Genomic DNA, 14,610 nt, shown 5'->3' on the forward strand with positions numbered 1-14,610 from the left:
GAATCCTACGCTAAGGCTTTGGCCAGCGATATTCTCCGGTGAGATTGATGTGTTCCCAGGGGATAGGAGAAGTCGCTTGATATCTAGTATGACGTCTGTCGCACCTGCTTGATCGCGGCCGCGATAGCTAGATCGCGTTGCTCCTCTTCTCCATCCGCGTTCCAAGCTGCGGAAAGGCACCCATAAGCGTACGCCTGGTCGAGCAGGCGACGCGGATCGACGTCCAGCGCACGAGAGAATGCGTCCGCCATCTGTGCAATGCGTCTAGGATCGAGACAAAGGTCGTCTCTGTCAGCCGGATCGTAGAACATATTGGCGGCGCCAAAGCCCACTTCACCGACCAGACCGACGGGATCTATCACCAGCCAGCCGCGACTGGAGAACATGATGTTTTCATGATGCAGATCGCCATGTAGCCCACGCAGTTCCGAGGCATTGCTCATCATTTGATCGGCTATAATCGCCGCGTGGACGTAGTCAGTTTGACAACCTGCGTTTTGATCATCGCGCGCCCGCTGAAACAAAGCTGCAAAGCGATCCCGGATCGGGAGAAGGGCAGAAGGCAGGGGTTCCTCAGATGCGGCATACAGCTTCGCCATTAGTTCCGCTGCAATTTCGGTCGCCTGGTAGTCGCCGTGCTCGGCAACGATGTGAGAGAGCATTCGCTCCCCGGCATATTCGAGCAACATCAGATTGTTCTCACGACCGAGCAACCGGACTGCTCCCCTCCCATTGCGCCATACCAGATAGTCGGCCCCGCGCAGTTCATCAGCAATGTCTTCTATAGGTTTCAATCCCTTGACGATTGCAGGAGTCCCGTCTGGCAATGAAACTTTCCAAACGAGGCTGGAAAAGGTGTCCGCAATGAGAACAGGTTGCGAAACGTGCCAATGAGCAGGAAAAACAGGCGGCATGAACATCAACCCCAAGTCAGAGGGTCCAATCGCAGATAGAAGGCAAGGCGTTCGCGGTCGGGGGCTTCGATCCCCAATACATTGAATAGGACAGCGAAGGCGCGCTCTGCTTCATCTGGCGCTGCCCAGTTCTCTTCGGCGTTAGCAATCATGAGTGCCAAATCGGCATAGCGATCTGCTGTTCCGAGCCGCCCAAGGTCGATCAGACCCGTGCATTGAAGAGTTTTAGGGTCCACCATGAAGTTCGGCATGCAGGGATCACCATGGCAAACAACCATATCGGTGCGCTCTTGGTCGAGCCGCACCGGTAGCTCTCGTTCGACACGAGCCAAAAGATCGAGCTGCGGCGTACTCTTGTCCTCGTCCGGTAAGAAGTCGGGATTGACGGCATTGCGGGACACCACATCAACGGCGCGTCCGAACATTCGCGACAGCCTGCGCTCAAACGGACATTGATCAACCGATAGGCTGTGAACAGCGCCAAGTTGCTGCCCCATTGACGGCCACGCTTTGAGCAAATCCGCTCCAGACAGATCAGCCGCCGGTACTCCCGGAATTGCCGTTATCACCAAGCATGCACCCTCCTGTTCCTCCTGCCAGTTGATGACCTCGGGGCAAGCCACACCTCGACCTTTGAGCCAAATGAGGCGGTCACGCTCTCCAGCGAGCTCACCGCGGCGGGAAGCAGGTGCGATTTTCGCGAAGGCATGCCCGTCACCACGTCGAAAAACAAAATCACCAGATTCTCCGCCTCTGACAGGCAACCAGTCAGAATGCGATTCACCAAAAAAAATATTAGTTCGATTCAATGGAGGTTCCTTCAGTTTTCTGATGAAGCGCGAATATAGAGAAATATCCCGAATGTGCAGTTAACGAATTCTTGCGGTTTCTTTCAGCGCCGCCAATACCGCCAGCCCGTCGCGCAAGGGGCGCGGCTCGTGTGTGCGGATGAAGTCAGCTCCACCTGCGGCGGCGGCAAGCTCTGCAGCGAGTGTCGCGGCCCCGACATCCCCCGGACCACGGCCTGTGAGCGCGCGCAGAAAGGATTTGCGCGAAACAGACAGAAGCACCGGCAAATCGAAGCGCAGCCGCAATTCATCGAACCGCGCCAGCACCGAGAGCGAGGTTTCGGGAGCAGCCCCCAGAAAAAACCCCATGCCGGGATCAAGGACAAGGCGGTTGCGTTTGATACCGGCACCCGTCAGCGCCGCGATGCGCGCGTCAAAGAACGCCGCAATGTGATCCATGATGTCGCCAGCGGGTGCCTCGCGCCGATCTGCCTGCCCGTCTTGCACCGAATGCATAACGACGAGTTTGGCAGATGATTTCGCCAATTGCGGATAGAACGCAGCGTCTGGAAAACCGCGAATATCATTGAGATAGGCCACACCACGCGACAAGGCATAGGCTTGCGTCGCGGGTTGATAACTGTCGAGCGAGACGGGAATGCCATCTGCCTTGAGCGCGTCCAGCACCGGCGCGATACGCGCGATTTCTGTGTCGGACGAAACAGGCGCGGCGTCGGGATTGCTGGATGCCGGACCGAGGTCGATCACATCTGCCCCCTCGGCCATCAGCTTACGCGCCTGCGCAATGGCTGCGTCTGGCGCCAGATACCGGCCTCCATCGGAGAAACTGTCCGAGGTTATGTTGACGATGCCGAAAATGATGAGCGATTTATTCATGGGGGCTTCTATAATAATAATAATCGAGCATGAGTCTCATACGGATGCTCGGGTCGAAAGGGAATCCCCAGGCGAGTAACCTGTTTGCGGTGATCCATTAGCTGCAGGAGCAGAATAGCATACATCTGGAAGCAAAGCCAGGAAAGCGGCCTATGGAGCTGTGCGGCAGCGCTCAGTAGGCAATTTTTCAAAATATTGTTAAGCCTTTTCTGAGCATGGTATTTTTCATGGTATTACCAATTAGCAGGAAAATAAGCCATTGAATATAAAAGATAAAAATGTCTTGTTTACAATAGAGTGGGGGGGGTCAGCCTGCCGCCTTGGGCCGGGTGATGTCGTACTTGCCCGCCGCGAACTCGGTTACCGTCCAGCCCAGCGCGACCAGCTCCGGCAACGCCTCGCGCACCCGCTGGCGGCGCTTGCGCATGGTCGAACCACTGGCCTCTGACGGCCAGACATATTAATATTTAGTTTACTAATTATTTTAAATATGAAATTATCAAATAAACGGGATTCGATTATAAATTCATGAAAAATTATTTTGTTCTTGTTTTAGTCGGATTTGCTGGTTTTATCTCCGCCGCAGATAATTGGGTTGCTTCACTTCTTTTACCTGACATATCTGAAGATTTCGGTATTTCAATTTCTCAAGTAAGTATAGTTTTAACTGCCTATTTAATTCCATATGGGGTACTTCAACCTGTCTATGGTTATTATAGCGATCGGTATGGTAGAAAAAAAATACTATTACTACTCATGCTTTGCTTATCAATCTCCACTCTATTGTGTTCGATAGCGCCCAATATTGCTCTACTTACTGTATGTCGATTTATCACAGGGTTATTTGCAGCAGGGATTATTGCAGTTTCATTAGGGATTTTAGGAGAGTTATACGAAAAAGAAATTTTAACTAAATTTGTTGGAATTTTTCTTGGTTTAATATTTTTAGGCCAGGGATTAAGTTCAGCAGTTGGTGGGTGGTTAATTGAAATAAGCAATTGGAGAAATATATTTATATTATTTTCAATATTATCCTTATTGTCATTTTTTTCCATCTTTTGCTTACCTTCAAGTGGCTATATAAATACAAAAAAATCGGCATTTATCAAAGCTATTTGTTCATTACTAGCACAGAATACATTACGTAAAATTTACTTTCTTGCATTCTGTAATGGTTTTATTGTGCTTGGGACATATTCTTATATTGGTGCTTATTTTTCAACTTCTCTTAGTGTTGATTATAGATATGTCGGTATTGGTCTTATGTTATTTGGTATTATTTGCTTTATGACGGGGTTTCTTAATAGATTTTTTTTGAAAAATATTGCAAATAGGAAAGTATTAATATCAGGGTTTTTTTGTTCGGTAATCTTGTTACTTATGCTCATGTGCCATAACATACTTCTGACTTATTTCGCAACAATGTTTCTTGGAATGGGATATATTTTAGTTCAATCAATTCTTGCGAGTAGAGCGCTTGAGCTTGCGTTAAATGATAAAGGTCTATCATCAGGTATAATTGGTGTCGCCATTTTTGGCGGAGGGGGGATTGGTACTTACCTGGGAAGTTTGGTATTAGATGTTTCTGAATATCAAATGCTATTTTTATTATTTCTTTGTTTAATTGCGGTTCCGCTTTTGATTTCTATGTGTAGCAAGGATGTTTAAAGTTAATTTATTCAACTAGAATTGGATTCTAGTAACAATGTAATGATGGATGTCGGTATGGTTACATTGAATCCTTTAATAGTCAATCCATGAGTGAATTTTGAATTTATCGTTTTATTTATTCTAATAACATAACTGTTTCTATCGAATTTTAGTAAACTTATTACATTGAAATCTAAATTAATTTCGGAAAAATTGTTAATTAGCTTATAAAAACTTTCTTTGACAGAGAATATTGATGGCTAAATTATCTCCAAAAAAAGAACAAATACTGACTACTGCCGCGCGGTTGCTGGCGACACGGGGCGGGGTGAATTTCAGTATGCGGATAGTGGCAGATGAAATGGGAATACGGCTAAGTAATCTGCAATATTATTTCCCTACGCTGGAAAAACTCTTTAGCGCGCTGGTTGAAAATATGCTGCTACTGGTTGAGCGGAAAATAAATCTTGCGCTAAAAAGTGATGCTGAAACGATGAGTGTACTGATAGATATCATTTGCTCAGAACTTGATGATGTTTACAATTGTCAGTTAATGTGGGAAATCTGGGCACTATCTGAACGAACCACAGAAGCTCATCATGCTATTGATTTGTTTTATCAGGAATATTTAAAAAAAATAGCTTGTTTCGTCCAATCACAGAATACTTTACTCAATAATGATGAAATACAGCGGCGTGCATTAATCATTGTTAGCTTGCTCGAAGGTATATGGGTGGTTGCGGGGAAAAAACGCTCAGGCATTGAGTTGGATACAATTAAGGCAGATTTACTGCATACGATTAATCTGATTATCAGCAGCACCTGATCACGATGCGCAATATATTTATAAAACAAATTGAGCAGTAATTTAAACCAAATATAGTCGGCCATTAGCAAATTGAAATTCTGCTCAGGTTATCAGATTATTTGGCTAATCAGATAATAAAATCAGAAAAATCCTGATTATATGAAAGCCGGAAAAAGCTCTCTTGCTCTTTCCGGCCTTATTTTTGCTGAATAATTTATTTTTTATATCGGATAAACTGTCAGCCACTGTCCCTGCTGAATATCAGTTTGTGCGGGAATATCGATTAATACCTGTGCATTCACGCAACCGGAAAGCATATGTGAACCCTGTTTATTTAATGGAATAACCTCCGGACCAATATTGGTAAAGCGCAAGGTTCCGCGCAGGAATTCGCGTCGTTTTTGCCGGTTCGGGGTTATGCTGAAAGCAGCTTTGGCCTGATAGCATTCGGGTAGTGCTTGCAGAATATGGCGCCCGGCGGCTGTTTGCAGTGCCGGTAGTCCAAGCAGTTTGAAGGTAACAAAGCTGGCTACCGGATTGCCGGGCAGAAGCATGACACGACATTCACCGATACTGCCCCAACCGAAGGGCTTACCCGGTTTTATCGCCAGTTTCCAGTGTTCTATACTGCCTAATTGTTGCAGTGCCGGTTTAACCAGGTCACGATCACCTACAGAAGCGCCACCGGAAATAATAATGCTGTGGCTGCTGGTGGCGGCTTTGGAAAGGGTTTCGGTGATGATATCGAGATTATCCGGCAGAATACCGCCGTCAATGATTTCAATAAATGTGTAAGTTTGAAGACAGGCCAGCAACATGGGGCGGTTACTATCATATATCTGATGCTGCTGTAACTGGCTATTGCCGCTTACTAGTTCATCACCGGTGGTAAATACACTTACACGCAGTTTTTGGTAAACCTGTAGTTCACTGAATCCCTGTGAGGCTGCCAGTCCGATTGCCTGAGCATTAAGTAATGCACCTTTTTCCAGTAAAGTTGTCCCTTGTTTCAGCTCTTCGCCCTGACGGCGAATATTTTCATTGGCAACGGGTGTGCTGGTGCAGCTGAGGGTGAGTCCTTCAACGCAGGTGTTCTCCTGCATAATTACTGCATCAGTATTGACCGGAATTCCGGCACCAGTGTAGATACGCATAGCCTGACCGTGTTGCAGTGTTAGCTGTCGTGTATCTCCTGCTGCGGCTATATCGGTTAGTTGCCATTCAGAGCAATCGAGTCCGCATATCGCATAGCCGTCCATAGCGCTGTTGTCGAATGCGGGAGAGTCTGTAGTAGCTATAATACTTTGGGCGAGAATGCGCCCGGCAGCATGGTTAAGCGGTACGGTTTCAGTTTCGACTATGCGGCTTGCCTGTTGCAACAGGGTTTCCTGCCCTTGGTAAAAATCCATCATAAGGTTGTTTCTCCGCTGCGCATGCTGGTAAACATTGCGCTGCTGTTATAGTTGGTAAACGGAATATCGTCGGCAAAAGTAACGATAGCATGCCGGTATGGCAGAATGACGGAGCGGACACTGTGTTTGCCAGTGCTGTTAAGCTGTTGCCGGATATGCTGTAAGTGACGACGCCGCATCTGACAAACGACAGGGTGCAGAGTGAAAGAATCTGCGGCGCAAACAATATCAAGTTCAGGCTGGCTGGATAGTTTCTGATACAAACCGGCAATGATATCGGTGTTGAGTAATGGCAGGTCACACGGTACTATTTGCAGATATTCAATAGCTTCCGGTAAATGTTGTGCAGCACTGATGATACCGGCAAGTGGCCCCATCCCGCTATAGGCCGGCAAATCAGAATATACGGGATAGCCGTATTTTTCTATTCGGGCAATATCCCGGTTGGCACTGATAATAATGTGCTCGCTGCAGTGACCAAGCTGATGCAGAATATGTTCCAGCAATGGCTGACCATTTAGTGTCAGCAGGGCTTTATTGGCACCACCTACACGGGTACCGAGTCCGCCGGCCAGAATAATCAGCCCGAGATTTGCATTTATTCCCATGACTGTGTGCGCAGCCGGTCTGTATGTTTCATTTCTACCCAGTGCTGCAGACCATTGGCAAAACATTCTTTTTTCCAGAATGGTGCTTCGGTTTTGAGGTAGTCCATAATAAAATGATTGGCCTGATAAGCATGTTCGCGATGGCCGCTGGCAGTAAGTACCAGTACTATTTGTGCGCCTATTGGTAATTCACCCACACGATGAATGACGCAGGCGTAGGGTAAAGACCAGCGTTCGCTGGCACGGGTGATGATTTTGCTGATTTCATGCTCGGTTACTTCCGGCATATGAGTGAGATACAGATGACTCAGTGGTTGCTGCGGGTTATCGTTGCCGCGCACTTTACCAATAAAACTGACTACAGCTCCGCAATCCGGAGCACTTTTTTCAGCCAGTGCCAGTTCCTGACTGAGGTTGAAGTCTTCTGTCTGTATTTGTATGCGTGTCTGCATTTTAACCTCCGGTTACTGGTGGTAGCAGTGCGATGCTGTCTCCGTCTCTAATAACTGTGTTGCCATGCTGAATAATATTATTTACAGCAATTTTATATACTTTTCCCTCGGCTAATACCTCGGAGAACGGTATTCCGCGCTGCCGCAGATAGGCGAGCAGAGTATTGCTGTCATCAAAACTGCATGCAAGCTCTTCCTGTGCCATGCCCAGTTCTTCGGCAAAGCGTGCCAGATAAATAACCGTAATCATGATAAAGACATAGTTAAACCAATAATCGTTTATTATGCCGTGTTTTTTCTTTTTATGGCAGATAGCTGCTGCCAATGCTATTGGATTTAAGTAATAATTTAGGATAAAATGCCGTTCTTTTCTTAATTATTCCAATCATTTGCCTTATTCTGAAATTTTTTCTGATAACAGGCTTTTACCTATCTCATGCTGATTGACCGCTTCAACAGACGTATTGATTATTTACGAATTTCGGTAACGGATAAATGTGATTTGCGCTGTACTTATTGTATTCCGCAGGGATTTACAGAGTTTGAAAAACCGGTCAACTGGCTGTCGTTTGCTGAGATTGAGCGTGTTGCCGGCGCATTTGCCCGTATGGGCGTGTCACGTTTCCGTTTAACCGGCGGTGAACCGCTATTGCGCAAAAATCTGCCCGATCTGGTTGCACGGCTGGCGGCATTGCCTGGGGTTTCAGATTTGTCGTTAACCACCAATGGCACGCAACTGGACAGGTTTGCCTATGATTTACGCAAAGCGGGACTAAACCGGCTGAATGTGAGTCTGGATTCACTGCGGCGTGAATGTGTACAGGAGATTTCCGGTAAGGATAGCTTTGATAAGGTAATAAATAGTCTTCAGACGGCACGCGATGCAGGCTTTGAGCAGATTAAAATTAATATGGTGCCGCTGCCGGGGGTTAATACCGGTGATATAGAGGATATGGTGGCGTTCTGTATTGCCAATGGCTTTATTCTGCGCCTGATTGAAGTAATGCCGATGGGTGTAAGCGCCCGCGGACTGGATTATTTTAATTTACTGGAACTGATTGAAAATTTGCGCCCGAAATATCAGTTGCATGAAAGTAAACGTGTCTATGGCGGCGGGCCGGCTAAATACTGGGAAAGTGCGGATGGCCGATTTACTTTAGGACTGATTACGCCACGTTCCCAGCATTTCTGTGCCACCTGTAACCGGGTACGTATGTCTGTTGATGGGACATTGTATTTGTGTCTGGGGCAGGAACAGAGTATGGCATTAAAACCTTTATTAATGGCAAATTGTTCTGATGCTCTGCTGGAGCAGGCAATTCAGCAGGCAGTGGATTTAAAACCGGAAAAACATGAATTCAATGAAAAACCGGATAAAATTGTGCGCATTATGGCCAAAACCGGTGGTTAGTATCTTGGTTATTGCAGTTACCGGAAAACAAAAGCCCGCTCAGGAGAGCGGGCTTTTGTTTTAGAAATAAATCAGAACAGGATGAGTGTCCACGGTAACAGATAAGTTTGTACGACGGTAAATAAGCCGGCGATTACACAGAAAAGCAGGCTATGACGTACAGTAAAGCGGAACAGATCTGATTCTTTACCGGCCAGACCTACAGCAGCGCAGGCAATGGCAATAGACTGCGGTGAAATCATTTTACCGGTTACACCACCAACTGAGTTAACTGCTACAGCCAGTACCGGATCCATACCTACCTGCATAGCAGTATTAGCCTGCAGGGCGCCAAACAGAGCATTGGCAGATGTGTCTGAACCGGTGAGGAAAACGCCTACCCAGCCAAGGAATGGTGAGAAAAACGGAAATGCTTTGCCGGTATCAGCCAGTGCCAGAGCCAGAGTGGAGGAAAGACCGGAATAATTAACCACGTATGCAAAAGCCAGTACTAATCCGATAGACAGTACCGGATAGCGTAAGTCGTACAGAGTATGTTTGAATGTGTCGACAGCCAGACGTGGTTTTATTTTTAATAGCAATATGGAAATAATGGCAGCCAGCAGTATGGATGTGCCCACTGCTCCTAACAGATTAAGTTTAAATTCGGCTGCGATAGGGGTGTTTTCCGTTACGATAGGTGCGGTTTTAATCACCAGATTATCAAGCCACGGCCATTGAATTTTAATCAGGCTGAATGAGTTAAACCATTCTTGCAGTGGTTTGATTGTCCAGACTGCAACACAAACGGTCAGAATAATGAAAGGCGACCAGGCCAGGGCAATTTGTTTGGCGCAGTATTCTGAAGTACTGCGTTGTTTTTCAGGCTGCTGCATGCCGCTGAACGTAAATATCTGTTTCGGCTGCCAGACCCGAAGAAACAGTGCCAGACACACCATACTAACCAGGGCAGATGTAACATCCGGCAATTCAGGCCCGACAAAATTGGCTGTGATGAACTGGGTAGCGGCAAAAGAAACACCGGAAACCAGTAAAGCAGGCCATGTCTGACGAATACCGCGCATCCCGTCCATGATGAATATCAGATAAAACGGAATAACGACAGACATCATAGGTAACTGCCGGCCGGCAAGCTGGCCGATATGAAATGGGTCAATACCTGATACTTGTCCGCCAACCAGAATCGGAATGCCCAGTGCGCCGAATGCTACTGGTGCAGTATCGGCAATCAGACACAGGCCGGCTGCATATAATGGTTTGAAACCAAGACCTACGAGTAGTGCTGCACTGATGGCAACAGGTGCACCAAATCCGGCTGCACCTTCCAGAAAAGAACCAAAGCAAAAACCAATCAGCAGCAATTGCAAACGCTGATCTTTAGTAATGGACAGAATAGATGAGCGAATGATGTCAAACTGCCCGCTTTTAACCGTAAGATTATAGAGAAAAACAGCGGTAATAATAATCCAGGCAATTGGCCACAGACCATAAAAGAAACCATACAAGGCTGAGGACAGGGCGAGAGCAACCGGCATTTTATATGCGGCAACAGCCACGATAATCGACAGAATCAGCGTAATGGCTCCGGCAACGTGGCCTTTCATGCGCAAAACAGTGAGTGCTGCAAAAAAAAATATAATTGGTAAAAGGGCTGCCAGCAATGTGAGATAAATGCTGTTACCTAATGCCGAGTAACTTTGTACCCATTGGTGCATATATTTCTCCTCAATGTATGAGTCTGTGTGTGATAAGTTGATTGGTATGTGCGTTTTTGAAAATGCTGAGTACTATTAATTTTTTTAATGCTAACTAATGCATAATGCCTTGCAGGCTGTTACTTTAAAAAATAAAAATGTTAACGTCAATGTTTGTATTTTATATTTTAATCTTTGTAATTAAAGCCGATGCGGCTGAATAAGTCTTTTTTCTGCTCAACCAGAAGATAAATTTTCAATGATAATATATTAATTATTTATTTTGTTTGATTTTAGTATCTGAGAAAGCAGATTATTTTTAATTATGGTCTGGTTTGATCAGGTGATTTATAACTATATTGTTAATTTGATGTATGCTAGTGATAGTAGAGTTTAATTACTGTCTGTATACTGATACAGCAGAATGATAGATGTACAGTACTTGATTGCTGTACGGCAAGAATAATATGAATATTGTGCTGGCGCAGAAATGCAGCTGTTTGTATACCGATTGTCTTTTATCAGCCAAATTTAGGTAATAAGGAGAATTCCGGCACTGGCAATAAAATTGTGTTTGTCACAAAGTTGTCATGTTGGTCTTTTACAATAAGTCAGGATAATTCCTAAAATTAGGGAGAAAGCTGTGTCTGCTTCGTCTGCGGCTTCGTCGTCTGGGGCAATTATGTCTGTATCTAGTAAAACCAGTAAAGTAAGTAAAATTTTATTCCTGCTGATACTTATGGGCGGTCTGACCTATGCCGGCATTTGTATTTATCATGATTTGCAGGGAATTCCCACTTCTTCATTGCTGGTATATGCCTTATTAACAGTGGCACTTCTGATTGCGCTGGCGTTTGAGTTTGTGAATGGTTTTCATGACACCGCTAATGCAGTGGCCAGTGTTATCTATACACGTTCGCTTAAACCTAATACTGCGGTAATCTGGTCCGGAACGTTCAATTTTCTCGGGGTAATGCTGTCTACCGGTGCCGTGGCTTATGGTGTGATTTCTTTACTGCCGGTGGAGCTGATTCTGCATATGGGCAGTGATGTTGGCTACGCGATGATTTTTGCTTTGCTCTCAGCAGCCATTATCTGGAATCTGAGCACTTGGTGGCTTGGCTTACCGGCTTCCAGCTCGCATACCCTGATTGGCTCAATCATCGGTGTAGGGGTGGCTAATCAGCTGATGTCGGCACATCAGGGAACCAGCGGCGTAAGCTGGAATCAGGTAATTAATGTTGGGGAATCGTTATTATTTTCGCCGTTACTCGGTTTTATTCTGGCTGCTTTACTGTTAATTCTGTCTAAAAAATTATTGCGTATCCCTGCTTTATATAAAGCACCGGAAAATGATATGCCACCACCCTGGCCGATTCGTCTGCTGCTGATTTTTACCTGTACTACAGTAAGTTTTGCCCATGGCTCAAATGACGGACAAAAGGGTATGGGTCTGATTATGCTGATTCTGATTGGTACCGTGCCCATGGCGTATGCTCTTAACCATACTGTACCCAAGGAAGAATGGGCAAAATTTTCAGCTCATTCAGTGGCTGCACAGAAAACCATCCATGATTTGCTGCCAGCGGGCTTTGTGTTGCAACAAGGTACAGATGTGCGGGCACAGGTCACAGCTTTAGTGGAAAATAAACAGGGTACGCCGCAACAACTGGACGCACTGGCTCAGTTGGTAGAAATTGTGGCGCATGATGTGAGTAAAAGCGACAGTCTGCGTAATTTACCGCCTGAACAGGTAGGTAATATCCGCAACGATATGTATCTGGTGTCTGAATCAATGACCTTGTTGCAAAAAAATGCCCTGGTTCATCAATACAGTCTTAATCCGATACAGATGGACAGTTTAAAGACATATCACACGTCAATTGATCATGCCACTAAGTATATTCCGGTTTGGGTAAAGGTACTGGTTGCACTGGCACTCGGACTGGGTACCCTGGTTGGTTGGAAACGGATTGTGGTAACAGTGGGTGAAAAAATCGGCAAAACCCATTTGTCCTATGCACAGGGTGCTTCTGCGGAATTGGTAACGGCCGCGCTGATTTTTGCTGCTGATCGCTTTGGTCTGCCAGTAAGCACAACACATGTACTGACTTCCGGTATAGCCGGTACGATGGCTGCCAATAAAAGTGGCCTGCAAAAATCCACAATTCGTAATCTGGTGATGGCATGGGTGCTTACTCTGCCGGTTTCCATTCTGCTGGCCGGAGGCTTATTCTGGTTTTTTCGGATGATTTTCTGAGTATGTATTACTATTTGTGTTCTGAGTGGTTATAAACTCTGTAATAATTTGCCAAATGCTCTTGCATGGTACGGTATTTCACAGTTTAATGTCGGTTTAGTGGTGGCTGTGCTGGTGCACGTCATAGATACTTGCTTCCTCCCGTTATTACGGGGCATACAAATTGGAAATCGTGTATGAAAAAATTACTGGTATTGTCAGCTATCGTAAGCTTGCTGATAGTTGCCTGCTCGGATGCCGGTACAGCAAATAAAGATGCTGCTTCCAATAACGGAGTCATGAATCCAACTGATCAGCTTAATATCTATAACTGGTCTGACTATGTTGATCCCGATACAGTAAAAAATTTTGAAAAAGAAAATAATATCAAGGTTCGTTACGATTATTATGATAGTAACGAAACATTAGAGGCCAAGATTCTGATTGGTCGTTCCGGCTATGATCTGGTTGTACCATCCATTGCCAATGTCGGCCGGGAAATTAAAGCCGGTGCTTACCGGCCGGTAGATAAAAGCCAGCTGTCCTATTACAATAATATCGACCCGAATCTGTTGAAAATGATGGATAAGGTAGATCCGGGTAATAAATATGCAGTGCCTTATTTCTGGGGTATTAATACTATCGGTATCAATACCGCTATGGTAGAGAAAGCACTTGATGGCAAATTACCGGATAATCTCTGGGATCTGGTATTTAATCCGGAATATACGCATAAGCTGAAAAATTGCGGTATTTCTCTGTTTGACAGCCCTACAGAGCTGTATCCGCTGGCTTTGCATTATTTAGGTAAAGATCCGAACAGCAGTGAACCGGATGATATCCGTGCTGCAACCAATCTGATTAAATCTGTACGTAATGATGTGAAACGTTTTAGCTCATCAGGCTATATTGATGATATGGCTCGCGGTGATCTGTGTGTGGCTACCGGTTACGGTGGTGATTTAAACATCGCTAAAAAACGTGCTGAGGATGCCAAAAGTGGCGTGCATTTACAGGTGCTGGCACCGAAAGAAGGGGTTGGAATCTGGGTTGATTCGTTTATGATTCCTAAAGATGCCCAGAATGTAGCCAATGCTCTGAAATACATCAATTACACACTCGAACCTAAAGTTGCAGCGAAAAACGGTAATTATGTGACTTTTGCACCAGCCAGCAAACCGGCACGGGCACTGATGAGAAGTGAAATTGGTAGCGACCCCAGCATATTTCCTACTCAGGAAGTACTGGATAAGAGTTTTATCGTATCACCGAAATCACAGGATGCTGTGCGTCTGGCTGTGCGCCTGTTCCAGCAGGTAAAAGCAGGGCAGTAGTTGTTTGATATACGCACATGCAGGTTTCAATAAAAAACGAATCGTTCCGGTTCGTTTTTTATTTAGGATGATTAGTTTATCTTGGAGAATCATCGGAACATAACACTCTTTGTAAGAGTGTAGTATGCTGGTAATGGCAGAATCGTTATAGATATTAGCTGTCAGAATATGGGTAAACACTTATAATCAGAGGCTACAGCGCCAGTTCTGATTGTTGAAGGTCAGACAAAATTTGAGAGTGAATATCAGCATATTTTCATATAGCAAATAGTAAATCAATGAAATTATCAGTCATTATCGGAAGTAATGGTTTTTTATTCATTTAAAATAAAAGTTTGTTCTGAAATTTTTACGTTTAACCTTTAGTCTGACTGGCTGCTCACGGCCGGATAAAAAGTGTAAA

At 45.3% G+C, this 14,610-nt stretch carries 13 protein-coding genes and 1 pseudogene; 5 read left to right on the top strand and 9 right to left on the bottom strand.

Annotated elements, in window-relative coordinates:
* Positions 1-83: 83 nt before the first annotated feature.
* From H3V01_RS01190 to repC, 4 genes and pseudogenes are all read right to left on the bottom strand, one after another.
* The gene (locus H3V01_RS01190) at positions 84-920 is read right to left on the bottom strand and encodes an aminoglycoside O-phosphotransferase APH(6)-Id (RefSeq protein WP_000480968.1); all 837 of its coding nucleotides are present in this window, start codon (positions 918-920) and stop codon (positions 84-86) included.
* A complete protein-coding gene (gene aph(3'')-Ib, locus H3V01_RS01195) occupies positions 920-1,723 on the bottom strand; it encodes an aminoglycoside O-phosphotransferase APH(3'')-Ib (RefSeq protein ID WP_001082319.1) in 804 nt (267 codons plus the stop codon). Before aph(3'')-Ib ends, H3V01_RS01190 begins: the two co-directional genes overlap by 1 nt.
* Before the next feature lie 60 nt (positions 1,724-1,783).
* Complete coding sequence (gene sul2 / locus H3V01_RS01200; protein ID WP_001043260.1) at positions 1,784-2,599, bottom strand: sulfonamide-resistant dihydropteroate synthase Sul2; 816 nt, start codon at positions 2,597-2,599, stop codon at positions 1,784-1,786.
* A gap of 307 nt (positions 2,600-2,906) precedes the next feature.
* Positions 2,907-3,047: pseudogene (gene repC / locus H3V01_RS01205) on the bottom strand (replication protein C, IncQ-type); the annotation flags it as partial.
* An 80-nt stretch (positions 3,048-3,127) separates the two neighbouring features.
* Here repC and H3V01_RS01210 point away from each other — a divergent pair.
* Together H3V01_RS01210 and H3V01_RS01215 are read left to right on the top strand one after the other, a co-directional pair.
* On the top strand, positions 3,128-4,267 hold the full coding sequence (locus H3V01_RS01210) for an MFS transporter (RefSeq protein WP_198185759.1): 1,140 nt from the start codon (positions 3,128-3,130) through the stop codon (positions 4,265-4,267).
* Between the two features lie 238 nt (positions 4,268-4,505).
* On the top strand, positions 4,506-5,075 hold the full coding sequence (locus H3V01_RS01215; protein ID WP_078475083.1) for a TetR/AcrR family transcriptional regulator: 570 nt from the start codon (positions 4,506-4,508) through the stop codon (positions 5,073-5,075).
* A gap of 203 nt (positions 5,076-5,278) precedes the next feature.
* On the opposite strand, the gene H3V01_RS01220 is transcribed toward H3V01_RS01215, so the two are convergent.
* Genes H3V01_RS01220 through H3V01_RS01235 form a run of 4 tightly spaced genes read right to left on the bottom strand, consistent with a single transcriptional unit; the run spans position 5,279 to position 7,779 of the window.
* Positions 5,279-6,469 carry a molybdopterin molybdotransferase MoeA gene (locus H3V01_RS01220; RefSeq protein ID WP_198185761.1) on the bottom strand — a complete coding sequence of 397 codons (1,191 nt, stop codon included), beginning with the start codon at positions 6,467-6,469 and terminating at the stop codon, positions 5,279-5,281.
* Complete coding sequence (mobA, locus tag H3V01_RS01225) at positions 6,466-7,077, bottom strand: molybdenum cofactor guanylyltransferase (RefSeq protein ID WP_198185763.1); 612 nt, start codon at positions 7,075-7,077, stop codon at positions 6,466-6,468. The genes H3V01_RS01220 and mobA overlap by 4 nt, the downstream gene beginning before the upstream one ends.
* Positions 7,068-7,529, bottom strand: coding sequence for a molybdenum cofactor biosynthesis protein MoaE (locus H3V01_RS01230; protein ID WP_198185765.1), 462 nt, complete (start codon positions 7,527-7,529; stop codon positions 7,068-7,070). The genes mobA and H3V01_RS01230 overlap by 10 nt, the downstream gene beginning before the upstream one ends.
* Before the next feature lies 1 nt (position 7,530).
* Positions 7,531-7,779, bottom strand: a complete 249-nt coding sequence (locus H3V01_RS01235) for a MoaD/ThiS family protein (protein ID WP_198185767.1) — start codon at positions 7,777-7,779, stop codon at positions 7,531-7,533.
* 186 nt (positions 7,780-7,965) lie between these two features.
* Between H3V01_RS01235 and moaA the strand changes: the two genes are divergently transcribed.
* Entirely contained in the window at positions 7,966-8,940 is a 975-nt protein-coding gene (moaA, locus tag H3V01_RS01240; RefSeq protein WP_037393542.1) for a GTP 3',8-cyclase MoaA, read from the top strand.
* 71 nt (positions 8,941-9,011) lie between these two features.
* Here the strand turns inward: moaA and H3V01_RS01245 are convergent, their stop codons facing one another.
* Positions 9,012-10,655 carry a lactate permease LctP family transporter gene (locus H3V01_RS01245; protein WP_096765744.1) on the bottom strand — a complete coding sequence of 548 codons (1,644 nt, stop codon included), beginning with the start codon at positions 10,653-10,655 and terminating at the stop codon, positions 9,012-9,014.
* A gap of 622 nt (positions 10,656-11,277) precedes the next feature.
* On the opposite strand from H3V01_RS01245, the gene H3V01_RS01250 reads away from it, so the two are divergent.
* Both H3V01_RS01250 and H3V01_RS01255 read left to right on the top strand, forming a co-directional pair.
* Positions 11,278-12,894, top strand: coding sequence for an inorganic phosphate transporter (locus H3V01_RS01250; protein ID WP_370570111.1), 1,617 nt, complete (start codon positions 11,278-11,280; stop codon positions 12,892-12,894).
* A 176-nt stretch (positions 12,895-13,070) separates the two neighbouring features.
* Positions 13,071-14,207 (top strand): polyamine ABC transporter substrate-binding protein, encoded by a 1,137-nt coding sequence (locus H3V01_RS01255; RefSeq protein WP_084548292.1) that lies wholly within the window; start codon positions 13,071-13,073, stop codon positions 14,205-14,207.
* Positions 14,208-14,610 lie beyond the last annotated feature (403 nt).

This window comes from Snodgrassella sp. M0351, assembly GCF_016100575.1.
Lineage (GTDB): Bacteria > Pseudomonadota > Gammaproteobacteria > Burkholderiales > Neisseriaceae > Snodgrassella > Snodgrassella alvi.

Coding starts and splice junctions, on each gene's coding strand:
- H3V01_RS01255 (WP_084548292.1), top strand. CDS start 13,071: ATGAAAAAATTACTGGTATTGTCAGCTATCGTAAGCTTGCTGATAGTT.
- mobA (WP_198185763.1), bottom strand. CDS start 7,077: ATGGGAATAAATGCAAATCTCGGGCTGATTATTCTGGCCGGCGGACTC.
- H3V01_RS01230 (WP_198185765.1), bottom strand. CDS start 7,529: ATGCAGACACGCATACAAATACAGACAGAAGACTTCAACCTCAGTCAG.
- moaA (WP_037393542.1), top strand. CDS start 7,966: ATGCTGATTGACCGCTTCAACAGACGTATTGATTATTTACGAATTTCG.
- H3V01_RS01190 (WP_000480968.1), bottom strand. CDS start 920: ATGTTCATGCCGCCTGTTTTTCCTGCTCATTGGCACGTTTCGCAACCT.
- H3V01_RS01235 (WP_198185767.1), bottom strand. CDS start 7,779: ATGATTACGGTTATTTATCTGGCACGCTTTGCCGAAGAACTGGGCATG.
- H3V01_RS01245 (WP_096765744.1), bottom strand. CDS start 10,655: ATGCACCAATGGGTACAAAGTTACTCGGCATTAGGTAACAGCATTTAT.
- sul2 (WP_001043260.1), bottom strand. CDS start 2,599: ATGAATAAATCGCTCATCATTTTCGGCATCGTCAACATAACCTCGGAC.
- H3V01_RS01210 (WP_198185759.1), top strand. CDS start 3,128: ATGAAAAATTATTTTGTTCTTGTTTTAGTCGGATTTGCTGGTTTTATC.
- H3V01_RS01215 (WP_078475083.1), top strand. CDS start 4,506: ATGGCTAAATTATCTCCAAAAAAAGAACAAATACTGACTACTGCCGCG.
- H3V01_RS01220 (WP_198185761.1), bottom strand. CDS start 6,469: ATGATGGATTTTTACCAAGGGCAGGAAACCCTGTTGCAACAGGCAAGC.